This window comes from Streptomyces sp. NPDC079020, from assembly GCF_044542225.1.
Classification (GTDB): Bacteria; Actinomycetota; Actinomycetes; order Streptomycetales; family Streptomycetaceae; genus Streptomyces.
The window spans coordinates 164,019-187,631 of sequence record NZ_JBITUB010000005.1; the positions used below are offsets into that span (position 1 = coordinate 164,019).

Genomic DNA, 23,613 nt, shown 5'->3' on the forward strand with positions numbered 1-23,613 from the left:
CAGCGGGCGTCCCTCCGCTTCAGCGGCGCAGGGCGGACAACAGCATCGGCAGCGCATGGCGCAGTTCGCGGTACCCGTAGGTCCCGCTGTGGGTGCCGGGGTAGATGTGCGTGGTCACGGGGGCGCCCAGGGACGTGAGCCGGTCACTGAGCAGCCGTGTCTCCTCGCAGCAGACGGCTTCGGTGAGGGAGACGACATCGTCGTCGGCGAGCGCGGCCCATTTCTCCGTGCCCGGAATATGCGGATCGGGTTCCTCCCCGTCGAGAGGCCCGGGGGTTCCGTCACCGGAGGCCAGATAGACGGCCGTGCGGCGCAGTCCCTGGGCGCGGTGGTAGGGATCCCAGCCGAGCCAGACCTCCCAGTCCTTCCACGGGTCGCCGAAGATCGCGTAGCCGTCCACCTCCAGGAATCCGGCTCCGGAGAGCCACATCTCCGGGTGCCGGACGGGGTGGACGGGGGCCCCGAACGCGGCGACCGCGCCGAACAGCCCGGGAATCCTGGCCGCGAAGCCCAGTGCGCCGAAGCCGCCCTGGGACTCCCCCGCCGCCGCCCGGACGGGCCCGGCACCGTAGCTCTGCTCCATCAGCGGCATGACTTCGCGGAGGAAGTACGTACGCACCCGGGGCGCGCCCTTCTTCCCGTGGTTCCACCAGTCGGTCCAGAACCCGAACAACGGCATGCCCGGCATGACGACCAGGACATCGCGCAGTTCGGCCAGCTCCTGCACCCGGAACAGGGTCGTCCAGGTCGTCCGGTCGCCGTCCCCGCCGGCGAGCAGATAGAGGGTGGGCCAGCGGTCGCCGGGGCGGCGCCGGTCCCAGCCGCGCGGGGTCAGCAGCGCCACGGTGGCGGGGCCGCCCAGAGCCGGGGAGTCGAGGGTCAGCTCGACCAGCCGTTCGTCCGGCCTCCGCTCCGCGATCACCCGGCTCGTGGCACCGGCGGCGGGAGCGGCACCGAGCAGTCCGCCGGCCCCGAGGAAGGCCGCGCCCGTGAGGACCGTGCGGCGTGTGCGTGAGTTCGTCATGCCTGATTCTTCGACCGGAATCCGCCACGTCATGAGGACGGCACCCGGTGGGGGATCACGGCAGGCGGGAGTGACCGCCTCGGGGTCTCCTCCCTCACCTCACCCGTGTACGGGCAGCAGGTCCGGGCGCTTGGCCGTGCGGCCGTCGCCGGAGGAGCGGCCCTGGAGGCGGCGGACGAGCCAGGGGCCGAGGAAGGAGGCGGCCCATCGCAGGTCGCCCGCCGCGGTGCGCCATCCGGCGGGGGCGGCCCGCGGGCCGGGCAGGGGGTGGGTCCAGGAGTCGTCCGCGCCCGGCACGCCCAGGGCCTCGGCGACCGCGGCGGCGATCCGGTCGTGGCCGAGCGGTCCGGCGTGGAGCCGGTCGGGGCTCCACAGACGGGGGTCGGTGACCACGGGGTGGTGCGTGGTTTCGGCCACCACGACGCCGTGCCGGTGCGCCGCCAGCCGGATGCGGTGGTTCAGAGCGGTGACGCGTGGGGCGACCGGGCGGGCGAGCGGAGTGATCCGTGCCATGTCGGGGAAGGTGAGGGTCGCGACGCGGGCTCCCCCGCCGGTGAGCGCCGCGAACATCGCCTCCAGGTGATCCGCGACCTCGTCGGCGTCGAAGCGGGGCCGCAGCAGGTCGTTGACACCCGCGACGACGGTGGCCAGGTCGGGCCGCAGAGCGAGGGCCGGGGCGAGCTGTTCCTCACGGACCTGCCCGGCGAGCCGGCCGCGTACGGCCAGATTGGCGTACTGGATACCGGGGTTGTGCGGCGCGAGCCGCTCGGCGAGCCGGTCGGCCCAACCCCGCAGCCCTGCGGTGTCGTCGCCGTCGCCCAGCCCCTCCGTCTGGCTGTCCCCGAGGGCGACGAAGCGCCGCACCTGGTCATCGCCCGGCACGGGCCGCCTCCCTCTCCCGCAGGATCGCCGCGGTGCGAATGCACCAGTCCCGGTTGCCCCGTTCGAAGTCCAGGCCGCGCCGGCAGGTCAGATAGGGCCCGATCCGCTCGCCGTGGCGCAGGAAATCCTCCTCGCTGCGCTCACCGCGCATGTTCCTCAGCAGCTCGGCGAACCGTCCGATCCGGGCCTCGGCGAAGGCGGCCCGTTCGGTGAGCTGCGCGATCAGGGTCCCGGCGTCCAGATGGTCGGCGGCCTGGACCTTGACGAGCAGGTCCTCACGGATGAAGGAGGGTTTGGCGGCCGACTCCGCGAACTGTTCCAGTTCGGCCAGGCCGGTGCCGGTGACACGGAACAGGCGCTTGTTGGGGCGGGCCTCCTGAACCACCTCACGGCCCGTGATCAGCCCTTCCTTCTCCAGCTTCGTCAGCTCGGCGTACAGCTGCTGCGGCAGGGCGTGCCAGAAGTTCGCCACTCCCGTGTCGAACGCCTTGGCCAGCTGATACCCGCTGAGCTCCGCATCGAGCAGCGCCGCCAGCACGGCGTGACGCAAAGCCAATCGGACCGCCTCCTTCTCGCCTCTGTCCACGAACACCACCTCCATGATAGTCAAGAAAATGACTAATCACTTTCATGAGTATCCAGGAGGAGCCATGACCACTGCGGACCGCTTCCGTGCCGCCGTCGACAGCCGCGATCTCACCACCCTGGAGGATCTGTTCACCGAGGACGTCCGCTTCTACAGCCCGGTGAAGTTCACCCCGTTCGAAGGCAGGCCGATGGTGCTGGGGCTCTTCGGGGTCCTCCTGCGCACGTTCGCTGACTTCCGTTACGTCGGGCGCTTCGACGGCGCCGCGCAGACGGGCACCGATGGCACCGAGTCCCCTTCGGCCGTGCTGCTCTTCCGTGCCACCGTGAACGGCAAGGAGATCCACGGCATCGACCTGCTCCACTTCGACGACGACGGGCGGATCAAGGAGTTCACCGTGATGGTCCGTCCGCAGTCCGCGGTGCAGGTGCTGAGCAAGGCGGTCCTCGCCGGTCTGGTCGCCGACGGCCTCGTCCCGGCCCCGTCGGACCACTGAAGGCCCGTCCCGTCATGCACCCAGGCCCGTCGGCCGCTGTCGCACCGCCCCGGGCGTACGCCCGGGCCGGCCCCGAAACCTCGTCGCGGCCACCGAGGGGCGATACCTAAGCTGACCGCATGACCCATGCGAAGACCTCGTACGTCTGCCTGCCCTGCCGGGCCTCGTACAAGCAGCCCTACGACAACGAGAGGCAACGGATCTGCCCGCGCTGCGCACGGTCACTGATCCATGCGGGATCGGCCTTCGCCGTGCCCCGGCGCCGGGACACGGCGGCCTGGCGCACACTCTCCGTCCTGCTCAACGCGGGCATCCGCTTCCACAAGAGCTGCTGCGGCGGGCCGGGTTACCGGCCGCGTACCCTGCACGAGGTGCGTGAGCGGATGACGTTCGCCGAGCGGAGCGGTGAGCCCATCGCCAGGTCGCTCGTACGGCGCGACCTGCCGTGACCCCTACCCCGCGGCGCGCCGTGGTGACGGCGGGATGACGGCCCGGAGGGCCGGGCGCCGGGCGCCCGGCCGGAGTCGGCCCGCGCCGGCCCCTGTGCGCACCCGCGCCGGCGTCCTCGGTCACGGGTGCGCGCTCGTGCCTTCGTAGCCATTGCTGCTCATGCCGCCGCCGGACGACTCGAGGAACTCCGCGTGGGCCACACACATGTGGCACAGGGGGCGCCAGCGGGGCCGGTACCCGGGGTGACCGGAGAAGCGCTGCGCGGTGAGAGTGAGACGGTTCCACCACTCGGCGATGTTCTGACGCAGGGTCTGGACATGCCCGCACTGTTCCTGCATGCGCGCGAGGACCACCGGCTCCCATTCGGTGAGCAGATCCGCCAGGTGCACGCAGTCGGACACGGTGATGTCCAGCAGCCTGACGGCGGCGAAAAAGCCCTCCCCGCCCTCTTCCTGACCGGCGACCAGCTCGGCCAGCCGGTCTTCCAGGAACGCACGCAGGGGCTCGGTGTCCTCGTATCGCAGGTCGTCGGAGAACTCCAGCAGCACGGCGGGTGCCAGCAGATCGGACCTGCTCTCGTGAGTAGTCATGGCAGCACTGTGCCTCTCGGCCGTGCCAGCCGCATCGATTCGACGCTATATCACACTTTGTCCCATCAGATCGGGGGGCCCGCCGTCAACCGCTCACTCCGGCCGGGCCCATGCCGGTGTCCAGATCTCGCCGTCGGGGCGGGCGAGGCGGGTAGCGACGAGGTGGGCGCGGAGGGCGGTGAGGGCGGGGTGCTGGTTGTCGGCGCGCCAGAGCAGTGAGTGCGGGTAGACGGGGGTCGGGTCGCGCAACGGGATGAGCCTCAGGTCGTGGCCGGCGGGCCAGACGAGCGGGGTCTGCTCGCTGACGAAGGTCGCCAGTGTGGCCGAGTCCGCGATCGTGTCGAGGAGGTGCTCGATACCGAAGTCGGGGCCGATGGGGTCGATGGTGAACCCGAATTCTGTGGCGAGTTCGTCGTAGTAGGCGGCCCACTCGGTTCCGGGACGGTTGCCGGGCATCCAGATCCGGCGCCCGGCGAGCCGGCCGAGGGCGACGGAGGGAGCCGGGGCGAACTCGTGGGCCGGACCGGTGAACAGGCGGAGGGGCTCGTCGAAGACCGGGGTGGACTCGATGCCTTCGGGCAGCTGCCGTCCGGGCATGGTGACGGCACGGAAGGTCGCGTCGATCGTGCCGGACAGGATGGCGGCGACAGCCGCGTCCGAGTCGAGCAGGGTCACGACATCGAGCTCGACGTCGGGGTGCGCACGGTGGAATCCGCGCAGCAGCCCCGCCACCGAGAGACGGCGGCCGATCACATCGACACGCAGTGCACGGCTGCCCGGCCGAACGGAGGCGGCGGCCCGCTCCTCGGCCCGGAGCAGAGTGCGGGCATGGGGCAGGAACGCCTGCCCGTCGATGGTGAGCCGGGCTCCGCGCGCGGTTCGGTGGAACAGCCGCACCCCGAGGTCGGCCTCCAGCCCGGCGATGCGTTTGGAGACGGCCTGCGGAGTGATCGACAAGGTGACGGCGGCTTCCTGGAACTGCTCCGCGTCGACGGCGGTGACGAAGGTGCGCACAGCGGTGAGATCCACGCCGACATCATAGGGACTCAACCAAACGTTGCGTGACAGAGGCTACTTGGTTGTTTGATTCCCACTCTCCCGGCTCGCTTTGATGTCTCTGGTCAACGTCTGGTTTCGCAGCGGCACGACAGCGGGGCACCCGGCCGCCGCATCCGCCGATGCACTCGCCCCGGAGGTGTCCCACCCGTGCCGGATTCTTTCGTCCATCTGCACAACCACACCGAATACTCGATGCTGGACGGCGCGCAGAAGCTGAAACCGATGTTCGGCGAGGTCGCCCGGCAGCGCATGCCCGCGATCGCCATGAGCGACCACGGCAACATGTTCGGCGCCCATGAGTTCGCCCAGGTCGCGAAGGGTTTCGAGGGCATCACACCGATCATCGGCATCGAGGCGTACGTGGCTCCTTCCTCGCGGTTCGCCCGGAAGCAGGAGTTCTGGGGGCCGGGAGGACGCCGTGCCACCGGCGCCGGCGGTGAGGGTTCGAAGGATGTCTCCGGCGGTGGCCGCTTCACCCATATGACGATGTGGGCGCGGAATGTCCAAGGGCTGCGGAACCTGTTCCGGCTCAGCACACAGGCCAGCTACGAGGGCCAGTTCCCCGCCGGGAAGCCGCGCATGGACCGGGAGCTGATCGCCGAGCGGCCGGAGGGGATCATCGCCACCACCGGCTGTCCGTCCGGCGAGATCCAGACCCGTCTGCGGCTGAACCAGTACGACGAGGCGAAGGCCGCGGCGGCGGCGTACCAGGAGATCTTCGGCCGTGAGAACTACTTCCTCGAACTGATGGACCACGGCCTGGACATCGAGCGGGAGGTCCGCGGCGGGCTGCTGCGCCTGGCCGGGGAGCTCGGCATCCCGCTGCTGGCCACCAATGACGCGCATTACGTCACCGAGGACCAGGCAGACGCCCACGACAGTCTGCTGTGCATCGGCGTCGGCAGGAACAAGGACGACCCGGACCGCTTCCGCTTCAACGGCTCCGGCTACTACCTCAGGACAGCCGGCGAGATGCGTGCCCTCTTCTCGGAGCTTCCGCAGGCCTGCGACAACACACTCCTGATCGCCGAGCGTATCGAGTCCTACGACGAGGTCTTCGACCACGTCGACGAGATGCCGTGCTTCCCCGGCGTACCCGAAGGCGAGACCCAGGAGTCATGGCTGCGCGGGGAAGTCCTCAGGGGCCTGGCCCTGCGCTACGGAAGCCCGGTCCCCCAGCACGTCCTGGACCGCTTCGAGACGGAGATGGCGGTCATCGGCCCCATGGGCTTCAGCTCGTACTTCCTCGTCGTCGCGGACATCTGCCGTCACGCCCGGGAGAACAGGATTCCCCTCGGTCCGGGCCGCGGCTCGGCCACGGGCTCCATCGTCGCGTACGCCACCCGGATCACCGAACTGTGCCCGCTGGAACACGGCCTCCTTTTCGAGCGGTTCCTCAACCCCGAACGCATCAACCCGCCGGATGTCGACCTCGACTTCGACGACCGCCAGCGCGACAGAATGGTCCGCTACGTCACCGAGAAGTACGGCGACGAGTACACCGCCATGGTGAACACGTTCGGCAGGATCAAGGCCAAGAACGCGACCAAGGACTCCTCACGGATCCTCGGCTACCCCTTCTCGCACGGGGAGCGGATCACCAAGGCGCTCCCGCCGGACCAGAACGGCAGGTCCGCCCCGCTGGCGGCGGTCTTCGACCCCTCGCACGAGCGGTACGGCGAGGCCGGGGAGATCCGGCAGATGTACGAGAGCGAACCCGATGTGAAGCGGGTGATCGACACCGCCCTCGGGGTGGAGGGCCTGACGCGCGGTACGGGGGTGCACGCCGCCGCGGTGATCCTGTCCAGGACGAGACTGACCGACCGTATCCCCCTGCACATGCGTGCCTCGGACGGCGTACGGATCACCGGGTTCGACTATCCGTCGTGCGAGGCGATGGGCCTGGTCAAGATGGACTTCCTGGGGCTGCGGAACCTGGGAGTCATCGATCAGGCCATCGAGAACATCCGCGGGAACCGGGGGGTCGGCCTCGCCACCGTGGACCCCCTGGACAGCGGCTCCCGCGACACCGTGATCCCGCTCGACGACGCGAGGACGTACCGGCTGCTGGCCGAGGGGAACACGTTCGGCGTGTTCCAGCTCGACGGCGGCGGCATGCGGGTCCTGCTGCGGCAGATGGAACCCAGCCGGTTCGAGGACATCGCGGCGGTCAACGCCCTCTACCGCCCGGGGCCGATGGCGGCGAACGCGCACACCAACTACGCGCACCGCAAGACCGGTCGCCAGGAGATCACCCCCATCCACCCCGAACTGCGCGACGCCCTGGAGCCGATCCTCGGCAACACCTTCCATCTGCTCGTCTACCAGGAGCAGATCATGGCCATCGCCCGGGAACTGGCCGGGTACACGCTGGGCGGCGCCGACCTGCTGCGCCGGGCGATGGGCAAGAAGAAGCCGGAGGTGCTGGCCGCGGAGTGGGACAAGTTCCACCACGGCATGCGGGGCAACGGCTACGGCGAGGAGGCCGTCAAGGCGCTCTGGGACGTCATGCTGCCGTTCTCCGGCTATGCGTTCAACAAGTCCCACACCGCCGGATACGGCCTCGTCTCGTACTGGACCGCCTACCTCAAGGCCAACTACCCGGCCGAGTACATGGCGGCCCTGCTCACCTCCGTCGGCGACGACAAGGACAAGGCCGCGGTCTACCTCGCCGACGCCCGCAAGAACGGCGTGCGGGTCCTGCAGCCCGATGTGAACGAATCCGTCGCGGAGTTCACCGCCGTGGGCGACGACGTACGGTTCGGGCTGCGGTCCGTGCGCAACGTCGGCGACAACGTCATCGACGCCGTCGTCGGCGCCCGCCGCGCCAAGGGGAAGTTCACCTCCTTCGCCGACTTCCTGGACAAGGCCGCGCTGCCCGCCCTGAACAAGAGGGCCGTCGAGTCCCTGGTCAAGGCCGGCACGTTCGATTCGCTGGGGCATTCACGCAAGGGGCTCACCGCCATCCACGAGGAGGCCATCGACGCGGTCATCCCTGTGAAGAGAGCGGCCGGCTTCGGGCAGGACGACCTCTTCGCCGGACTGGGCGGGAAAACCGACGGCGAGGCGGCGTTCGGCCTGGACTTCCCCGTCGACGACGCCGAATGGCCCCGCCACCGGCTGCTGGCGACCGAACGCGAGATGCTCGGCCTGTACGTCTCCGCCCATCCGCTGGACGGAACCGAGCACATTCTTTCCGGCGCCCGCGACTGCTCCGTCGCCGAACTCCTCGCCTCCGGCCGCACCACCGGGGACGTACAGCTCTCCGGCCTGATCACCGGCATCCAGCTGAAGGTGACCAAACAGGGCAACGCCTGGGCCATCGTGAATCTTGAGGACCGGGACGCCGGGATCGAGGTCCTCTTCTTCCCGGCGTCCTACCAGCTCGTGCGGCACGCGCTGGCCGAGGACAACGTCGTCTCCGTCAGGGGCAGGATCGAGGACCGCGACGGCACGGTGAACATCTTCGGCAGGGAACTGCGAGTGCTGGACGTGTCCGCGGCCGAGCACGGCGGGCGGCCACCCGTACGGCTCGCGCTGCCCGCCCACCGCATCACCGAGCGGTCCGTGAGCGACCTGAAGAGGATCCTCGCGGACCACCCGGGAGACAGCCCGGTCCACCTCAGCGTGCGCGGCGCGCGGAAGACGACCGTCTACGCCCTGCGCGCCACGGTGAACGCCGCCACCGTCGCCTCCGATGTGAAGGGCACGTTCGGCGCCGAGGCGTGGGTGGGCGTCGCCTGATGCCGCGGAGGCCTCACAGCACCTTGAAGGCCTCCCCGACCGCCCTGCAGGTGGCGTCGAGGTCGTCGTCCGACACGGTGGCGGACACGAACCAGCAGGCCATGCCGTAGGCGTTGGTGTGCACACCGCGTTTGAGCAGTTCGTGGCGGAAGGCGTCGTAGCGGGGCTGGTCGGCCCGCAGCAGGTCCCGGTACTGACGGGTGGGCGTGCCGTCGGGGGAGAAGACGACCTGGAACATGGCTCCGACCCCCTGCACCACGCAGGGGACGCCTTCGTCATGGGCCGCGCGGCGCACGGTCTCCATCACCCGGCGGCCGGTCTCGTCGATCCGTTTGGTGACGGCCGGGTCGTTGAGGGCGCGCAGCGTCACCAGGGCGGCCGTGGCGCACAGCGGTGACGCGTTGTAGGTACCGCCGTGCTTCACGTGCGCCCGCGCCAGCGGCTCCATCACCTCGCGGCGTCCGGCGAAGGCGGCGATCGGGAGCCCGCCGCCCAGCGCCTTGGAGAACACCGCGAGATCGGGGACCACCCCGAAGAGCGTCTGTGCTCCCCCGGGGCCCGTCCGGAATCCGGTGCACACCTCGTCGAAGATCAGCACGATCCGGCGGGCCGTGCACTCCTCGCGCAGCAGGTCCAGGAATCCCGGGTCGGGCATGGTGCACGCGTTGTTGGCCACGATGGGTTCGCAGATGACGGCGGCGAGTTCGGGGTGGGCGTCGAGGACGTCCCGCAGTGCGGCGGGGTCGTTCCAGGGGCAGACCACCACATCGTCCACGACTCCGGCCGGAATGCCGGGCGAGTGGGGCACGGGGTGCGGAGTGCCGTAGGGCCCGGCTTCGGCGATGGTGGGACGGTTGGAGATGGCGAGGGTGTCGGACCAGCCGTGGTAGTGGCCCTCGAACTTCAGGATCCTGGACCGTCCGGTGTATCCGCGGGCCGCGCGCACCGCGCCCTGTACCGCTTCGCTGCCCGAGTTCGCGAAGCGGACCAGATCCGCGCAGGGCACCATCCGGCAGATCAGCTCGGCCAGTTCGACCTCGGGAACGTTGCAGGTGCCGAACATCGTGCCGCTGTGCAGTACGTCGGTGAGGGCGTCGGTGAGCAGCGGAGAAGCGTGCCCCAGGATGGCGCTGCCGTAGGAGATGAGGTAGTCGATGTACTCGTTGCCGTCGACGTCCCGGATGCGGGAGCCCGACCCGCTGTGCATGTAGAGCGGATAGGGGTGCGGGCCGGTCGAGGTCAGCCGGGCGGACGAACTGATCCCGCCGGCCAGGGACGCCTGCGCCCGCTCGAACCAGGATCGGCTGCCGTCGGTTCCGCCCAGCGCCGGAAAAGCGTCATTCATCGATGCTCCTGTTTGGATGAGAAGGCCGTGGGACACGCTCCGGGAGCCATGCGACGAGAAGGTGGCCCACGGAAAGAGGGTGTGTGCGACATGACGGAGAGAACTGCGATCGTCACGGGGGCCGGCAGCGGCGTCGGGCGGGCCTGCGCGCTGGGGCTGCTGGCCGACGGCTGGACGGTCGTCCTCACCGGGCGCCGGGCCGCCGCCCTGGCGGAGACGGCCGCCCTCGCGTCCGGGCGGGACCGGGAGCGCGCCGTTCCGGTCCGCGCCGACATCACCGACCCGGCAGCCGTCGACGACCTGTTCGCCGCGGTGGCGGACCGGTTCGGCCGGCTCGACCTGCTGTTCAACAACGCCGCCGACATCATGCCGTACACCGCCACCGAGGACGTGAGCGCCGAGGACTGGCACCGTGTCATGGACTCCATCGCCACCGGTACCTTCCTCTGTTCCCGGGCCGCGTTCCGGATGATGAAGGCGCAGTCCCCGCGCGGTGGCCGGATCATCAACAACGGTGCCCCTTCCGCCCAGGCCCCCCGGCCCGATTCGATCGCGTTCACCGCCGCCAAGCACGCGGTGGCCGGACTGACCCGTTCCCTCTCCCTCGACGGCCGCCGGCACGACATCTCCTGCGGCCAGATCGACATCGGCAACGTGACCCCGTACGACCGGCCGCAGCCCGCCGTACGCCAGGCGGACGGCTCGCTCCGGGCCGAGCCGACCATGGACATGCGCCATGTCGTCGACATGGTCCGTGCCATGGCCGCACTACCCGCCGGGGTGAACGTTCAGTCCGTCCTGGTCATGCCGAGCTCCATGCCGTACGTCGGCCGGGGATAGCCCCGCGACATACGCCTTCACCCATCGGCCAGGGACCAGCTGCCCGGCCTGCTGCCAGGCCAGCATCCGGTGCAGGCCGTCCAGATGGATCAGCCCCTCGCGAACCGTCAGCGCTTCGTAGTCCTCCCCGGGCACCGCTCTGGTGCTGAGGAAGAGTGCCCGGGGCGGGGCATGGATCTGGCGTGCCAGTTTGAGCCCGCACAGCGGGTTGGTACGGGCGTACGACGGCCCCAGCGCGGCGAGCCGGGCCGCTGTCGCGGCCACGGTGAGTCCGGTCCGCGGGATCAGCTCGACATCACCGTCCTCCCCCAGGTGCCACGGCAGGACGATGCCGAGCACTTCGGTACCCTCCAGCAGCACCTCGTGCCAGCGCCCGCCGAGGGCCGACTGCGCGTGACGGATATGGGTTTCGGCCTCGTCGTTGGAGTTGGCCTCGTCGTTCCGGTCGTACGGGTGTTCCTGGCCGAAGCGCCTCATGAGTGCGTCGAACGTGACGGCTTCCAGCACCTTCATGCCGGTGTTCCCCTGCCTGTGCGGACGTATTCGCTGAAATGCCGGTCGGAGAACAGCTCCGGCCAGCGTCCCTGGTCCGGCCCCCGGTCCCGGCCCGCGGACAGCACCGTGCGCCAGTACGGCTTGACCGGGGGCCACAGCGTGCCCGTCCGGCAGTACGACGCGTCGATCATGTACCGGGGACCCCCGCCCGTCGCCGGACGGGGTGCGGCGCGCCGGGTGTGGAACAGCGCGGAGTGCAGCAGCACGGTGGATCCCGGCGGAAGCTCGTCTATGAGTGCTTCGCCCGGCTGCCAGGCGGTGCCGAGGTGGTTCCAGGCATCCTTCTCGGCCACCTGCCCGTGCGACCCGGGCATGACGGCGAGGGAGCCCATGGCGGGCGTGAGCCCGCCGATGTAGTGCAGCGCGTGGATCATGGGGAGTTCACGGTCCCGCTGTGGGCGCTGTTCGTAGTCGTGGTGCCAGTTCTTGCCGCTGCCGCCGGGCGGGCGGCGGTCGCTGTGCAGGTGATGGAAGACGAAGTCGGCCCCCAGCAGGCGGTCGTCACTGAGCAGTTCCAGCAGCGGGGTGTGGGAGGCGAGTTCCGCGTGCGCCTCCATCTCCAGCTCCACCGTCGACGGCGGGGCGCATTCCCCCGGCCTCAGACATGCGTCGATGGATATCTGCCGCAGGCCCGTGTCGACCCACCGGTCGACCTCGGGCGCGAGCCGCCCGACCAGACCGGGAGGAAGGAACCCGGGCAGTACCAGGTAGCCGCTCTTGTCGAAGTTCTCCAGTTGCGCATCCAGGTCCATGAAGCCGATCACGCGAGGAACCCCCCAGTATTCACCGAGCTGCCGATAGAAATACCGCCGAGCGTCCGGTGCTTTCTATCCCACTGGTCTCAAGGGCACTCCTGAACAACTGACAATGGCCAAACGCCAGTGCCTTGGCCGGAACCGGGCAGCCCGGCGCCGGACGGGCCCGCGCGGCGCGGCGTCCGCGCAGTCCGTGGCTCCGGGCTCCGGGCTTCTCACCTTCCGGGAGGCTTCAGGCTGTGGAGAAGGGCCCGGAGCACCGCGAGGCGGTGGGCGCGGAGCCGGTCGGCCGCCTTCGAGCCGGCTGTCGGCCGTAGAGCCTTGCGGGTCGCGTGGATGGTCAGCACACCGAGGATCAGCCGGACAGCCGGGCCGCTGACCGCGGCGGCCACCAGCAGCCATGCCGCACCGCTCATGCCTGTCGAAAGCACTGTCGATCACACCTCCACCATTTCGGGAGGACCGGTCTAGCGCGATCGTCCTGCGGTTCGCAGCCCCGCAGGCGCGCGGTAGCGGCCGGTACGGTGAACCTCCGCGCGGCTGCGCGTCTTCCGGCGGAACGCGACCCGGGGAAGTATGCGGGCATGGCACCTGCGAACGAGCCGCGCACTCCCTGGGTCAAGGGACCCAAGCGCGAACTTCCCTTCCCCTACGACCGGGACCTGTCCGGGGTGCTGCGGCATCTCAACCGGCGTACCCGTGCTTTCCGTTCCCGACTGGCGAACGACCCGGTCACGGCCGCGTATCTGGCGGCGGGCATGCGTCTGCTGGGGCAGCACCTCGGCCCCGGATCCCCCGGGCGGGCGCAGGGGGAGCGTCCGTTCCTCAGCTTTCTCTCACAGCGCGCGATCGCGGCCGAGGTCGCCAACAACCCTCGCCCGTTTCCCCGGCAGGGCACGGTCGCGATGCTGCGGGACCGCTGGAGCGCGCAGTCGGCGTACGTCGCCGATCTGATCAACTTCGCGGTGTGGCGGGAGAATTACCGGCCCGAATACCGGGAGCAGCGCGCCGCGGACACCAGGAAGCTGGTGAACGGGCCGGACTTCGTGCGCGCGGTGCACGAGACGGCCTACCGGCACACCGCCGATGGTGCCGCCATGCCGTCCGTACGGCTCGGCCTGGCTCTCATGACCTCCGCCGAGGGCGACGAGGAGATCGCGCAGGCGGTCTCCGCCATGTACGAGGACTATCTCGGTTCATGGAAGGAGCTGTACAGCGCCGTGATGCGGGAGCGCGGTCTGCGGCTGCGTCCGGGGCTCACCCTCGACGACCTGGCCAACGCGCTCTCCGCGACGACGGACGGAATGACCTTGCGCGCCATCGGCGACCCCGCTTCCGGTGTCGTCGACCACGCGAACCGCCGCTCGCTCATGGGTACGATCGCGCTCGCCGTGATCCACGCGTTCCTCGAACCGGACGAGGACGCGAGCGGTCTCACACTGGAACAGGCCGTCTCGATGAGATTCGACAGCTGACGCCGCACGGTCAGGCCGGGGAGTCCGGGCCGCCCCCGCGTGCGCCCAGCCCGTCCAGGACCAGATCGGCCAGCGCACGCGGCAGATCCTCGTCCAACGGCTCACGGGTCAGCAGCGCCCTGCTGTGGAGGGGGGCGATCAGCGCTTCGAGGGCCACACGTGGATTCGTCCCGGCGCGGAGTTCGCCCCGCGCGATGCCGCGTTCGACCATCGCCCCGGCCAGCTCCAGCCTCGACCGCCAGAACTCCTCGCGGGCCGCGGCCAGTTCGGGATCGTCCACGGTGATCACGGCGGCGCGGGCGAGCGCTCCGCCCAACGGGCTGTTGAGGTAGTCCACCACCAGGGTGGCGAAGGCGCGCAGGTCCTCACGCACCGAACCCGTGTCCGGCACCGGGATGCGGCGGTCACTGACGGCGAGCAGCGCGTCGGTGATCAGGTTCTCGCGGGTGCGCCAGCGACGGTAGACGGACGTCTCGTTCACTTCGGCCCTCGCGGCGACGTCCGCGAAGCTGAACCCGGTCACCCCGTTCTCCACCAACGCGTCGACAGCCGCGTCCAGCACGGCCTGGCGCACGCGCGCCCCCCGGCCGCCCGGACGGCGCCGGATTTCACCCTCGGTCATGTGCATCACTCCTCGCGCCCATCCTAACGCCGGACTTCTTGCTTTTATCGCTGAAGTGATCCATGGTACTTAAAGCAAATTTTCCCGCTTTTAGCGTCGCCGAGGGTGACGCGTAAGGAGTCGACATGTCGTACGTATGGCCTCTGGACCCCCAGGACCTGTTCGTCGAGCGGTACCCGCAGATGCTCGGATTCGGACTGCCCGCCGAGGATGTCGACGCGACCCGTGCCGCGATCGTGGACATGTGGCCGGACGCGCCGGGCGGCTGGGTTCACGAGTGGACGCGGCTCGCCGACCGCTACGCCGCCGCCGGCCGCCACGACCTGGCGGTGCTCGCCCACGGCTGGGCGAAGTTCCCCACCCTGGCCGACGAGCCCAAGCGTGCCGCGCTGGCCCGGCAGGCCGAGCAGTACGAGCTCTCCGCGCCCGGCTTCCCGGTGGACTTCGAGCGGCGTATCCTCACCGTCCCGTACCAGGGCGGCACGGCGCGGGTGGCGATCCACATCCTGGCGGTGCCCGGCCTGCCCGCCGACGCCCCCGTCACCCTCGCCAGCGGCGGGGTGGATTCCTGGAAGATGGACCTCCACCCGCTGTGGGTCCAGCTCGCCCAGCTCTCACGGACCCGGGTCATCACGTTCGACCTCGCGGGAACGGGCGAGACCAGCCACATCCCCATGACTCCCGACGGTGGCACCGAGATCATCGAGGGAGTGATCGCCGAGGCCCGCAGGATCAGCGCCGGAAAGGTGGCGCACTTCGGGATCTCCATGGGCGGCTACTACTCCGCCCGTACCGGACTCACCGGTGCGGTGGACGCTTCCGTCGTCCTGGGCGGGCCGGTGGAAGCGGCGTTCGCACCCGGACGCGGATTCGCCTACGGCATGGAGGGAATCGTCGGCAACGCGCTCGGCTTCAGCCGTCCTCCGACCCCCGACGAGCTGAGCGACGCGTTCTCCCGGTTCGACCTGCGCCCGCTGCTCGACCAGGACAGCCAGGTGCCCATGCTCGTGATCAACGGGGCCGACGACGTGCACATCCCCCAGCAGGACACGCTCGTCTTCAACAACCGCCGGGACACCCGGGTCGAACTCGTTCCCGACACCGGCCACTGCGCCATCTCCAAGCTGCCCGAGGTGCTGCCCGTCATCGTCGACTGGCTCAAGCAGACGCTGAAGGACTGACCCACCCCCTGACCCACCCGTTCCCGGCCGGTGCCGCGGGCGGCATCGCCCTGCACGGACGATGCCGCCCGCGACACCGGCCGCATCCGTACGCGACCCGGCACCTGCCCGTCCGGCACCGGGCCGACGGCCGCCGCACCGCCTGCCGCGCTCCGACGAGCGGCCTCGGCCATGAGGACCTGACAGCGCTCCGCACGCGCCACGAACTCCTCCATCGGATGCCGCTCCCCGTCCGCCGCCCGCTCCGCGACGCCCGGCACACGCGCGGTACGCGGCACGGAGGCCGCGGGGCCGCCCCGCCGACGGGCCCTCCGCCTCGTACTCCGGCATTCCCCGGCCGGTCCCCGGCGGCAATACTCGGTACCGCCCGCCCATCAGCACACGAGCCCCGGAGGCACCACCATGGCAACGCCACCCAGGACGCCACAGGAAGCCGGTACGACGCAGGGCGCGAGCGCGGAGGCCGCGGGCCGGCTGCTGGACCGGGTGGCCGAACGCCTCGGCGGCAGGGCATCGGTGTCGGCCGTCTTCGGGGAGCCGGTCGTCCGCGAGGACATCACCGTCATCCCTGTGGCGTCGGCCAGAATCGGATTCGGCGGCGGCGCCGCACAGGAGAGCGGTGACAGGAAGAACAGCGAGGGCGGTGGAGGGGGCGGCGCCGCGACAGCACGCCCGCTCGGGTTCATCGAGATCAGGAAGGGTGCCGCGGTCTACCGGCCGATCCGGCCCCCATGGGCCGAAGCGGTCGTCCCCGCGGCCCTGCTCCTGGCCGCGGTCGTCGCTCCCCGGGCCGCTCGCGCCTTCGCCGGACTCGCGCGCCGGCAAGGCTGAGGGCCGTCCCGCCGGCCGGCCGGGGCGCGGCTGCCTCAGGACAGCGAACTCGGCCGGCGCGGCGGCGGCACCGCACCCAGCAGTTCCCACAGAGGACGCGAACCGCCGGCCCATGCGCCGAGAGTCCCGCGGTCCACCAGATGCAGTCGCTGCGTCTTCGCGAACTCCACGGCCGGTGCGGTGAACCGCCCGTTCGTCACCAGGACGATGACGTCCCCCTGGTGCACGGGCCGCCCCGTGCCGTTGAGAACCTGTAGGTCCGGGGTGCCCACGGCTGCCCCGGCCAGACCGTCCCGGCGGTGTTTGCACTGCATCACCCAACGCCGGCCGTAGGGATCGGTGGCCTTCACATCGGCTCCGTTGTCCCCGCGCCCCCGACCTGGACCGCGTCCCGGCAGCCGTCACGGATCATCAGGTCCCGTATCGCGTACTCGAAGTCCCGGTGGTGCAGTTGGTCGAGCCGGGCCAGCGGGTAGCGCAGGGCGCTCTCCCTCGTCCGCCGCCGCCGGTTCCGCCGGATCCGATGCCGCTGCCACAGGGCACCACCGGCCACCAGAACGGCCAGGACCGACGGAACGGCCCAGAAGTGGTCCGCGAGCCAGTTCAGGATTCCGCCGAGAGCCCACAGGCCCACGGCGGCCACCACCAGCACCTCTCCCGCCCGTACCTGCTGACGCTTCCGCGAGCGGGCCGGTCCGGGCCGCCTGGACGTGCAGCGGGCGGGGCGGCGTACGGAACGCCGTACAGGACGGCGGGAAGGGCGGCGGGCGTTCACCGGCCGCTCCAGGGGCGTTCCCGCGTCTTCGTCCCGTCCCGGCCGTCCCGGCGTCTGTACGGATGCACCCAGGGCACGACGTTTCCCCTCCCGGTCCGCCGCGGCTCCCCGCGCGGCAACCCCATCAAAGCAGCAGCCACTGACAGCGCGTGGACGGGAGATCACTTTCAGTCATCCGCCGAGATCCCGTCCGGGAGCCCGTGCTCCACCCGGAAAGCGCGCGGAGAGCACCCGGAGCGCGCCCGGAAAAACGTTTGCCCGGGGAATTCACGCCCTGCCACTGTGACCGCATGCCTCCTCTGCGCCAGATACGCGCCCAGTACGACGCCCGGACGATCGTCGTGTATCAGGCGTACTCGCTCGCGGTCGCGGTCCCCGCCCTGCGGGCCAACCGTTTCGTGGCGCCGTTCTCGTTCAACCGCATGACATGGATCAAACCCTCGTTCCTGTGGCTCATGCATCGCAGCAACTGGGCGCAGAAGTCCGGCCAGGAGCGCATCCTCGCGGTACGGATCACCCGGGAGGGGTGGGAGGAGGCGCTCTCGCGGGCCGTACTGACGACAGCCGACCCGGCGCGTGTCGCCCGAGCCCCCGTTCACGTCCAGTGGGACCCGGAACGCTCGCTGCGGGGAGCGGCGCTCAACCACTACAGCATCCAAGTGGGTGTGGGGCGCGGACTGATCCGGACGTTCGCCGAGGACTGGACCGTCGACCTCACCGACGTCACCGCGCAGGCCCGCAGGATCGCCGGGCTCGTACAGAGCGGGCACGCCTCGCAGGCCCGGCGGCTGCTCCCCGCGGAGCGCGTATGCCCGGCGCCCGCGGCCACCGCCGAGCGCCTGGGCATCGACGGGTGAACGTCCCGCGCCGCCATCGGCGGCCACCGTCCTCCGGGATGATTCCCCGATGAACGATCACCAGCGGACAGCGCCGTCACGGACGGCCGACGAACGCACGTCATTGACCGGATTCCTCCAGTACCAGCGGGACACGCTCGCGATGAAGTGCGCCGGGGTGACCGCCGACGGGCTGAGGCGGAAGGCGTGCCCGCCGTCCGGACTGTCCCTGCTCGGACTGGTCCGCCACGCGGCCGAGGTCGAACGGAGCTGGTTCCAGTACGTCTGGAACGGGGAGGAAACGGGCCCCCACTGGCCGAGGAACACCGATGGCACCTTCGCCGAGTTCGATGTCGAGTCGGCCGATCCCGACGAGGCGTTCGCGTTCTGGCACGCCGCCTGCGAACGCTCCCGCGCGATCGTCGCGTCCGCCGATTCCCTGGACAGCACCGTGCGGTGGCGCGAGGAAGTCTTCAGCCTCCGCCATGTCCTCACCCACATGATCGAGGAGTACGCGCGCCACAACGGCCACGCCGACCTTCTGCGTGAGGCCGTCGACGGCGAGACCGGGGAGTAGACGCGCTACCAGGACGACTACGGCTCCCCGCCACGCATACGCACCCCGGTTGCTCACTCGGCGTCAGATCGCGCCAAATGACGACCGTTCAGGCTTCATTGTCGGCCGTTTCTGACTGTTGTCCGTCATGAACGCAGAGCCTGGATGCGTGCGAGGCAGGATGTCCTCCGTGATGGGCAACCTTCCTGTCGTGAGGACCAGTTTCGTCGGCCGCAGCAGCGAACTGGCCCGCATTGAACAGGCACTCGAAGAACACCGGCTGGTCACGCTCACGGGCAGCGGTGGCGTCGGCAAGAGCCGGCTGGCGCTCCGCGCAGCGGACCTCGTCGGGGACCGCTTCCCCGACGGTGTGTGGTGGACCGATCTGTCTCCGCTCTACGACGACCAGTTGCTCCTCACGACGGTGTGCGACGGTGTCGGACTGCTCGATCACAGCTCGCGTCTCCCCGAGGAGGCGCTGAGCGAATGGCTGGCCGACAGGCAGCTGCTGCTCGTCCTCGACTGCTGCGAGCGCGTCGTCGCCGCCTGCCGGCGGCTCGTGGAGGAACTGCTCGGCACGGCACCGGGACTGACCGTGCTCATCACGAGCAGGGAGCCCCTCGGCGTCGAGTGGGAGCACCGCGTCGAAGTGCCACCGCTGTCGACGGGCGGGGCGGAGGAAGGGGACCGGCCGCGGGACGAAGCGGTGCGGCTGTTCCTCGACCGCGCCGCCACCGCGGCTCCCCATCTGATGCTCGACGACCCGGACACGGCATCGGCGGCGGTGGAGATCTGCCGCCGCCTCGAAGGAGTCCCGCTGGCCATCGAGCTGGCCTGTGCCCGGCTCCGTGAGAGCAGCGCGCGGGAGATCACCGGCCGTCTCGCCTCCCGGCTCGACGCCCTCACCGACGAAGCACTGTGGCCCCGGCGCCACCGCGCGCTGCGCACCACCATCGGCTGGAGCCATGAGCTCTGCGCACCGCTCGAACGCCTGCTGTGGGCCAGGCTCTCCGTCTTCCGGGGGGTCGTGGAGACGGCCGACGCCGAGGCGGTGTGCTCCGGCGGGCCGCTCACCGCCGACGCCATCGCTCCCACGATGGAACGGCTCGCCTCCCAGTCCGTTCTCCAGCGGGTCGGGGACGGCTACCGGATGCTCGACACCCTGCGCGAGTACGGTGCCATGTGGCTCGCGGAACTGGCGGAGGACCGTCCGCTCGCCGACCGCCACGCCCGGCACTTCGCCACCGTCGCCGCGCAGGCCCACGCGGGCTGGCTCGGCCCGTCCCAGGTCGCCTGGTACCGCAGGATCGCCGACACTCACGCGGATCTGTGTGCCGCCCTGGAGCACCTGCTCACCGAGGACCCGGAGAAGGCCGTCGAGATGGCCGGTTGCACCGGGCTGTTCTGGAGTTGCTGCGGCCATCTGCACCAGGCCCGCGCCTATCTCGAACGGGCCCTCGCCCTGCCCCCCTCACCCGGACCGCACCACACCCGCGCCCTCTGGGCCCTCGGCATCACGCTCACGCTCCGGGGCGACCACAAGGCCGCCCGCCGGGTCGGCGAGGAGTGCAATCGCGCCGCGCGCCGCGATCAGGACGCCGAGTCGATACTCTCCGCCGCCCACAGCATCAGCTTCACGTACCTGATGATGGGCCGCCCGCAGACGGCCCACTCCGTCAGCGACCACGCTCTGCGCCATCTGCCGGACGGTGCGGACAACGCTCCCTCACAACTGCGCTGCCGGGTGATAAGGCTGTTCGCGCTCTCCGCGCTCGGCCGGCTGGACGAGGCGTACGAGGAGGCCACCCGGCTCCAGCGGATCAGCCTGCACCACGGCGAACGCTGGGCGCGCGCGTACGCGGACCATCAGCTCGCCCTGATACACATGCTCCAAGGACGCCCCCGGCATGCCGAGGCCCACGCGCGCTCCATGCTCGCGAGCAAGAACGACCTCCACGACAGCCTCGGCATCGCCCTCGGGCTCGATCTGCTCGCCGGGGCCATCGCCGCCCAGGGGGACGGGGTCGAGGCGGCCCGCACCTCCGGCACGGGACACACGTACTGGCGCATGATCGGCCACCCCCACCGCGGCACCCCCGAGCTCGGCGCGATCCGCGCACGGTGGGAGCGCCAGGCACGGGAGGCCGCGGGTGACACGGCCTACGAGCGTGCCTACCACCGCGCCTCGGCGGACGACGCCGAGCGCGGCCTGGCCCACGCACTGGAACGGCACAGCCCGTGAGGGCTGTGCCGTGCTCCCGCCCGGTCCCGCGGCCACTCCGGGCCGGTATGGTCACCGCGTGATCGTCATCAGCCGGCTCCGCCGCGACCACGGCCCCGCCCTGCTCGCCTTCGAAGAGCGCAACCGGGCGTACTTCGCCGCTTCGATCCCGGACCGGGGCGACGACTACTTCGCGCGCTTCGGGATACGGCACGATGAACTGCTCGCCGATCAGAGTGCCGGGCTGCATCACTTCCACCTCGTGGAGGACGGCGACGGCGCGGTGCTGGGCCGGGTCAACCTGCTCGATGTCGCGGAGGGGTCCGCGGAGCTCGGATACCGGATCGCCGAGGAGGCGGCCGGCCGGGGGCTGGCGACGTACGCCGTCCGGCAGGTCTGCGCGCTGGCCGCCTCCGAGTACGGACTGACCAGCCTGCGGGCGGCCACGACCCTGGACAATCCGGCCTCGCACGCCGTGCTGATCCGTACGGGCTTCGAACCCACGGGAGAGGCCACGTTCGACGGCCGCCCCGGACGCCTGTACACGCTGGGCCTGAGCGCCCCGTCCCACTGATCCGTCCGTGCCGCGACGGCATGCCGCCCGCTCCCGCGGACGTCGGTGGCGTGGCGTCGCGGCACACCACCGACGTGATGTCGCCTCGTCGACGGGTCAGTTCTTGTCGGTCTCCTCACGGAGGATGGTGTCGTTCTTCGCGTCCACGGCGAAGGTGGTCATCTTCCAGTCGGTGTCGACCACGTCGACCGACCAGATGACACCCTTGCCGTCGTTGTCGTCCAGATCGACCGAGGTGACCGTTCCCTTCTTCTTGTCCGTGGCCACCTTGGCTGCCTGCTGAGGCGTCTGCGTCGCCTCGGCGATCCACGTGGCCAGTTGCTGCTTGTCCTCGGCGTCCTGATCCGTGTCCGCCTTGGCCTCGATCACCTCGCCGGAGACCGCGTCGATGCGGACGGTGTGCGCGGTGCCGTCCTTCTCGGCGACCTCCGCGACCCATTCCAGCTTCTCGGAGCCGGGGCTCGCGCTGGTCATGCCGCTCGGGCTCGCGGTGCCGCTGGGACTGGCGCTGGTCATGCCGCTCGGGCTCGCCGTCCCGCTGGGGCTCGCGCTGGCATCGTTGTCGTCGTTCAGGCCGTCCAGTTCGAGATCGACCAGAGTGCTGCCGGCCACCTCGCCGACCGCTGTGGTGGCCGCCTTGTTGTAGGTGACCTTGGTCGCCTCGATCACCCGCTTCCGCTCTTTCTGGACCTCGGTCAGCTGTGCCGTGCTCGACGGGCTGCTCGACGGTGTGGCCGTCCGCTGCGGAACGACCTTCGCGGCCTCGGACGTGGCCGTGGCCGTCGTCTCGTCGCCGTCGGCCCCGCATCCGGTCACCAGCACGGCGGCGGCGACCACGCAGAGGACTCCTGCGACGCGGAGGTTTCGGGCACGTGGGGAAACACGGTTCATTCGTCGGGGCTCAAGTCTCATACGCGCATGCCTAGCCCTCCCGGCGATCAGTCATGTTGACCGACCTGCCGGAGTCACCCGATCGACCGGCCCTCTCCGCCCGTTGGCCGTCCTCCCGGCGCCCGTACACGCCCTGAGCGGTGCGGCACCCCGTACCGGGACGGCCTTCCCCGGGCGGGGCGCGCGCAGGTGGGAAACAATGGACGGGACGGGCGCCGGCTCCTGTCGCCGCGGCCCGGTCGGGAGGCGGTCATGGAATATCCGGAGAGTTACGAACTGATCTTCCAGTCGTTCGGTGCCGAGGACGATGTGGTCATCGTGCGGCTGACCGCCCGGGACGGGGCCGGCGGGTACCCGGTCTACGAGGACGAGACCGGAATCGTCCGCGCGGAGATCAGTGACCGCGGTGAGGTGCGCATGCTGGCGAGCGGCGGGCATCAGGTTCCCGGTGTTCCGTTGCTGGCCCGGCCGCTGAGTCAGGGGAGCCCTCCCGCACACTGACGGCGAACGCCGGCGGGAGCACTTCGCCCGCTTCGGAGAACCGGGCGAAGTCGACCTGCTCATCACCGCCGATACGGGTCTCGGGCCCAGGACGCCCGCCCCGTCGAGAGCCGGGGCATGGAGGTGGTGCGCGCGTGGGGGCGGGCCAACGCAGAGTGTGCCGGTGCCCGCGGCAGGGGGCGTCCATGTCTCCCGCGCGGTCTCGGCGGCACCTCACCATGGCCGACGCGGCCGGTCCCGAGAGCACAACGGCCGAAGCGGGGTCCCCGCTGGAAGCCGTACGGGGACGGACCGGCCGCGCCGCCCGCGGTGCTTTCGCCGGCTGACAGCCTCTAGATTGGCCGCGTGACCGAGACCTGGAGCACAACCGACCGTGCCGTTGTCCGCCTTCCCTCCGGACGGCTCGTACGGGGACGCGGCCTGCGCCGCCCCCGTCCTGACGGGCCGGAACCGGAGTTCGGCGTCTATCTCCTGGGCCGCCTGCCGCCGCCCGTTCCCTGGGAGTCCCGCTGGCTCCGCTGGCCGGACTTCCGGCTCCCCGCCGACCGCCGGCAGGCGCGGGAGCTCCTCGAAGAGGTGTGGCGCCGGGCGGACCACGAGCGGGTCGAGGTCGCGTGCGAAGGCGGCATGGGGCGCACGGGAACCGCACTGGCCTGTCTGGCGGTCCTGGACGGTGTTCCCTCGGACCGGGCCGTGGCCTTCGTCCGTGACCACTACCACCCGCGCGCGGTGGAGACCCCGTGGCAGCGCCGATACGTACGGCGCTTCGGGCAGGCGGAGTAGCACCCGCCACCGTGTGGTTGGATCCGCAGCGGGAACCGAAT

The 23,613-nt window shown here is 70.6% G+C and carries 24 protein-coding genes and 1 pseudogene; 13 read left to right on the plus strand and 12 right to left on the minus strand.

The window, feature by feature from the left end; all coding sequences use genetic code 11:
- Nucleotides 1–19: 19 nt before the first annotated feature.
- From ACIGJO_RS12530 to ACIGJO_RS12540, 3 genes are all read right to left on the minus strand, one after another.
- The gene (locus tag ACIGJO_RS12530; RefSeq protein WP_399956155.1) at nucleotides 20–1,024 is read right to left on the minus strand and encodes an alpha/beta hydrolase; all 1,005 of its coding nucleotides are present in this window, start codon (nucleotides 1,022–1,024) and stop codon (nucleotides 20–22) included.
- A gap of 99 nt (nucleotides 1,025–1,123) precedes the next feature.
- The gene (locus ACIGJO_RS12535; protein ID WP_399956158.1) at nucleotides 1,124–1,906 is read right to left on the minus strand and encodes an SGNH/GDSL hydrolase family protein; all 783 of its coding nucleotides are present in this window, start codon (nucleotides 1,904–1,906) and stop codon (nucleotides 1,124–1,126) included.
- Nucleotides 1,893–2,462, minus strand: coding sequence for a PadR family transcriptional regulator (locus ACIGJO_RS12540; RefSeq protein ID WP_399956931.1), 570 nt, complete (start codon nucleotides 2,460–2,462; stop codon nucleotides 1,893–1,895). Before ACIGJO_RS12540 ends, ACIGJO_RS12535 begins: the two co-directional genes overlap by 14 nt.
- Nucleotides 2,463–2,556: 94 nt before the next feature.
- On the opposite strand from ACIGJO_RS12540, the gene ACIGJO_RS12545 reads away from it, so the two are divergent.
- Nucleotides 2,557–2,988 carry a nuclear transport factor 2 family protein gene (locus ACIGJO_RS12545; protein WP_399956161.1) on the plus strand — a complete coding sequence of 144 codons (432 nt, stop codon included), beginning with the start codon at nucleotides 2,557–2,559 and terminating at the stop codon, nucleotides 2,986–2,988.
- A gap of 119 nt (nucleotides 2,989–3,107) precedes the next feature.
- A complete protein-coding gene (locus ACIGJO_RS12550; RefSeq protein ID WP_399956164.1) occupies nucleotides 3,108–3,437 on the plus strand; it encodes a deoxyxylulose-5-phosphate synthase in 330 nt (109 codons plus the stop codon).
- A gap of 120 nt (nucleotides 3,438–3,557) precedes the next feature.
- Here ACIGJO_RS12550 and ACIGJO_RS12555 read toward each other — a convergent pair whose 3' ends face one another.
- Nucleotides 3,558–4,028, minus strand: coding sequence for a hypothetical protein (locus tag ACIGJO_RS12555; RefSeq protein WP_399956167.1), 471 nt, complete (start codon nucleotides 4,026–4,028; stop codon nucleotides 3,558–3,560).
- A 93-nt stretch (nucleotides 4,029–4,121) separates the two neighbouring features.
- Nucleotides 4,122–5,057: a LysR family transcriptional regulator gene (locus tag ACIGJO_RS12560; protein ID WP_399956170.1), complete on the minus strand. Its 936-nt coding sequence runs from the start codon at nucleotides 5,055–5,057 to the stop codon at nucleotides 4,122–4,124.
- A gap of 177 nt (nucleotides 5,058–5,234) precedes the next feature.
- On the opposite strand from ACIGJO_RS12560, the gene dnaE reads away from it, so the two are divergent.
- Nucleotides 5,235–8,831, plus strand: coding sequence for a DNA polymerase III subunit alpha (gene dnaE, locus ACIGJO_RS12565; protein WP_399956173.1), 3,597 nt, complete (start codon nucleotides 5,235–5,237; stop codon nucleotides 8,829–8,831).
- Nucleotides 8,832–8,844: 13 nt separating this feature from the next.
- Here the strand turns inward: dnaE and ACIGJO_RS12570 are convergent, their stop codons facing one another.
- On the minus strand, nucleotides 8,845–10,176 hold the full coding sequence (locus ACIGJO_RS12570; protein WP_399956176.1) for an aspartate aminotransferase family protein: 1,332 nt from the start codon (nucleotides 10,174–10,176) through the stop codon (nucleotides 8,845–8,847).
- Between the two features lie 90 nt (nucleotides 10,177–10,266).
- Between ACIGJO_RS12570 and ACIGJO_RS12575 the strand changes: the two genes are divergently transcribed.
- Entirely contained in the window at nucleotides 10,267–11,016 is a 750-nt protein-coding gene (locus tag ACIGJO_RS12575) for an SDR family oxidoreductase (RefSeq protein ID WP_399956179.1), read from the plus strand.
- On the opposite strand, the gene ACIGJO_RS12580 is transcribed toward ACIGJO_RS12575, so the two are convergent.
- From ACIGJO_RS12580 to ACIGJO_RS12590, 3 genes are all read right to left on the minus strand, one after another.
- Nucleotides 10,945–11,529 carry a DUF6309 family protein gene (locus ACIGJO_RS12580; RefSeq protein WP_399956182.1) on the minus strand — a complete coding sequence of 195 codons (585 nt, stop codon included), beginning with the start codon at nucleotides 11,527–11,529 and terminating at the stop codon, nucleotides 10,945–10,947. The genes ACIGJO_RS12575 and ACIGJO_RS12580 overlap by 72 nt on opposite strands.
- Nucleotides 11,526–12,335: a phytanoyl-CoA dioxygenase family protein gene (locus ACIGJO_RS12585; RefSeq protein WP_399956185.1), complete on the minus strand. Its 810-nt coding sequence runs from the start codon at nucleotides 12,333–12,335 to the stop codon at nucleotides 11,526–11,528. The genes ACIGJO_RS12580 and ACIGJO_RS12585 overlap by 4 nt, the downstream gene beginning before the upstream one ends.
- Nucleotides 12,336–12,541: 206 nt before the next feature.
- On the minus strand, nucleotides 12,542–12,742 hold the full coding sequence (locus ACIGJO_RS12590; RefSeq protein ID WP_399956188.1) for a hypothetical protein: 201 nt from the start codon (nucleotides 12,740–12,742) through the stop codon (nucleotides 12,542–12,544).
- A gap of 168 nt (nucleotides 12,743–12,910) precedes the next feature.
- Between ACIGJO_RS12590 and ACIGJO_RS12595 the strand changes: the two genes are divergently transcribed.
- Nucleotides 12,911–13,801 (plus strand): hypothetical protein, encoded by an 891-nt coding sequence (locus ACIGJO_RS12595; RefSeq protein ID WP_399956191.1) that lies wholly within the window; start codon nucleotides 12,911–12,913, stop codon nucleotides 13,799–13,801.
- A 10-nt stretch (nucleotides 13,802–13,811) separates the two neighbouring features.
- Here the strand turns inward: ACIGJO_RS12595 and ACIGJO_RS12600 are convergent, their stop codons facing one another.
- Nucleotides 13,812–14,423 (minus strand): TetR/AcrR family transcriptional regulator, encoded by a 612-nt coding sequence (locus ACIGJO_RS12600; protein WP_399956194.1) that lies wholly within the window; start codon nucleotides 14,421–14,423, stop codon nucleotides 13,812–13,814.
- A 125-nt stretch (nucleotides 14,424–14,548) separates the two neighbouring features.
- Between ACIGJO_RS12600 and ACIGJO_RS12605 the strand changes: the two genes are divergently transcribed.
- The gene (locus ACIGJO_RS12605) at nucleotides 14,549–15,604 is read left to right on the plus strand and encodes an alpha/beta hydrolase (RefSeq protein ID WP_399956197.1); all 1,056 of its coding nucleotides are present in this window, start codon (nucleotides 14,549–14,551) and stop codon (nucleotides 15,602–15,604) included.
- Nucleotides 15,605–16,006: 402 nt separating this feature from the next.
- Nucleotides 16,007–16,435: a GerW family sporulation protein gene (locus tag ACIGJO_RS12610; RefSeq protein ID WP_399956200.1), complete on the plus strand. Its 429-nt coding sequence runs from the start codon at nucleotides 16,007–16,009 to the stop codon at nucleotides 16,433–16,435.
- Between the two features lie 35 nt (nucleotides 16,436–16,470).
- Here ACIGJO_RS12610 and ACIGJO_RS12615 read toward each other — a convergent pair.
- Nucleotides 16,471–17,210, minus strand: a pseudogene (locus ACIGJO_RS12615) (restriction endonuclease).
- Between the two features lie 290 nt (nucleotides 17,211–17,500).
- Between ACIGJO_RS12615 and ACIGJO_RS12620 the strand changes: the two are divergent.
- The 4 genes from ACIGJO_RS12620 (at nucleotide 17,501) to ACIGJO_RS12635 (ending at nucleotide 21,397) form a co-directional block, all read left to right on the plus strand.
- Entirely contained in the window at nucleotides 17,501–18,067 is a 567-nt protein-coding gene (locus ACIGJO_RS12620) for a DUF4291 domain-containing protein (RefSeq protein WP_399956203.1), read from the plus strand.
- A 49-nt stretch (nucleotides 18,068–18,116) separates the two neighbouring features.
- Complete coding sequence (locus tag ACIGJO_RS12625; RefSeq protein WP_399956205.1) at nucleotides 18,117–18,623, plus strand: DinB family protein; 507 nt, start codon at nucleotides 18,117–18,119, stop codon at nucleotides 18,621–18,623.
- A 172-nt stretch (nucleotides 18,624–18,795) separates the two neighbouring features.
- Nucleotides 18,796–20,844: an ATP-binding protein gene (locus ACIGJO_RS12630; protein WP_399956208.1), complete on the plus strand. Its 2,049-nt coding sequence runs from the start codon at nucleotides 18,796–18,798 to the stop codon at nucleotides 20,842–20,844.
- Nucleotides 20,845–20,902: 58 nt separating this feature from the next.
- Entirely contained in the window at nucleotides 20,903–21,397 is a 495-nt protein-coding gene (locus ACIGJO_RS12635; protein ID WP_399956211.1) for a GNAT family N-acetyltransferase, read from the plus strand.
- A gap of 96 nt (nucleotides 21,398–21,493) precedes the next feature.
- Here the strand turns inward: ACIGJO_RS12635 and ACIGJO_RS12640 are convergent, their stop codons facing one another.
- Nucleotides 21,494–22,288 carry a PepSY domain-containing protein gene (locus ACIGJO_RS12640; protein WP_399956214.1) on the minus strand — a complete coding sequence of 265 codons (795 nt, stop codon included), beginning with the start codon at nucleotides 22,286–22,288 and terminating at the stop codon, nucleotides 21,494–21,496.
- 252 nt (nucleotides 22,289–22,540) lie between these two features.
- Here ACIGJO_RS12640 and ACIGJO_RS12645 point away from each other — a divergent pair, with 252 nt between their 5' ends.
- Nucleotides 22,541–22,789 carry a DUF6296 family protein gene (locus ACIGJO_RS12645; protein ID WP_399956217.1) on the plus strand — a complete coding sequence of 83 codons (249 nt, stop codon included), beginning with the start codon at nucleotides 22,541–22,543 and terminating at the stop codon, nucleotides 22,787–22,789.
- Nucleotides 22,790–23,134: 345 nt separating this feature from the next.
- Complete coding sequence (locus tag ACIGJO_RS12650) at nucleotides 23,135–23,572, plus strand: protein-tyrosine phosphatase family protein (protein ID WP_399956220.1); 438 nt, start codon at nucleotides 23,135–23,137, stop codon at nucleotides 23,570–23,572.
- Nucleotides 23,573–23,613: the final 41 nt, after the last annotated feature.

What these genes read in the sequence shown, in the direction of transcription:
- ACIGJO_RS12530 (WP_399956155.1), bottom strand. Translation starts at nt 1,024, where the DNA reads ATGACGAACTCACGCACACGCCGCACGGTCCTCACGGGCGCGGCCTTC.
- ACIGJO_RS12545 (WP_399956161.1), top strand. Translation starts at nt 2,557, where the DNA reads ATGACCACTGCGGACCGCTTCCGTGCCGCCGTCGACAGCCGCGATCTC.
- ACIGJO_RS12550 (WP_399956164.1), top strand. Translation starts at nt 3,108, where the DNA reads ATGACCCATGCGAAGACCTCGTACGTCTGCCTGCCCTGCCGGGCCTCG.
- ACIGJO_RS12555 (WP_399956167.1), bottom strand. Translation starts at nt 4,028, where the DNA reads ATGACTACTCACGAGAGCAGGTCCGATCTGCTGGCACCCGCCGTGCTG.
- ACIGJO_RS12570 (WP_399956176.1), bottom strand. Translation starts at nt 10,176, where the DNA reads ATGAATGACGCTTTTCCGGCGCTGGGCGGAACCGACGGCAGCCGATCC.
- ACIGJO_RS12575 (WP_399956179.1), top strand. Translation starts at nt 10,267, where the DNA reads ATGACGGAGAGAACTGCGATCGTCACGGGGGCCGGCAGCGGCGTCGGG.
- ACIGJO_RS12580 (WP_399956182.1), bottom strand. Translation starts at nt 11,529, where the DNA reads ATGAAGGTGCTGGAAGCCGTCACGTTCGACGCACTCATGAGGCGCTTC.
- ACIGJO_RS12590 (WP_399956188.1), bottom strand. Translation starts at nt 12,742, where the DNA reads ATGAGCGGTGCGGCATGGCTGCTGGTGGCCGCCGCGGTCAGCGGCCCG.
- ACIGJO_RS12595 (WP_399956191.1), top strand. Translation starts at nt 12,911, where the DNA reads ATGGCACCTGCGAACGAGCCGCGCACTCCCTGGGTCAAGGGACCCAAG.
- ACIGJO_RS12600 (WP_399956194.1), bottom strand. Translation starts at nt 14,423, where the DNA reads ATGACCGAGGGTGAAATCCGGCGCCGTCCGGGCGGCCGGGGGGCGCGC.
- ACIGJO_RS12605 (WP_399956197.1), top strand. Translation starts at nt 14,549, where the DNA reads ATGTCGTACGTATGGCCTCTGGACCCCCAGGACCTGTTCGTCGAGCGG.
- ACIGJO_RS12610 (WP_399956200.1), top strand. Translation starts at nt 16,007, where the DNA reads ATGGCAACGCCACCCAGGACGCCACAGGAAGCCGGTACGACGCAGGGC.
- ACIGJO_RS12620 (WP_399956203.1), top strand. Translation starts at nt 17,501, where the DNA reads ATGCCTCCTCTGCGCCAGATACGCGCCCAGTACGACGCCCGGACGATC.
- ACIGJO_RS12625 (WP_399956205.1), top strand. Translation starts at nt 18,117, where the DNA reads ATGAACGATCACCAGCGGACAGCGCCGTCACGGACGGCCGACGAACGC.
- ACIGJO_RS12630 (WP_399956208.1), top strand. Translation starts at nt 18,796, where the DNA reads ATGGGCAACCTTCCTGTCGTGAGGACCAGTTTCGTCGGCCGCAGCAGC.
- ACIGJO_RS12640 (WP_399956214.1), bottom strand. Translation starts at nt 22,288, where the DNA reads ATGAACCGTGTTTCCCCACGTGCCCGAAACCTCCGCGTCGCAGGAGTC.
- ACIGJO_RS12645 (WP_399956217.1), top strand. Translation starts at nt 22,541, where the DNA reads ATGGAATATCCGGAGAGTTACGAACTGATCTTCCAGTCGTTCGGTGCC.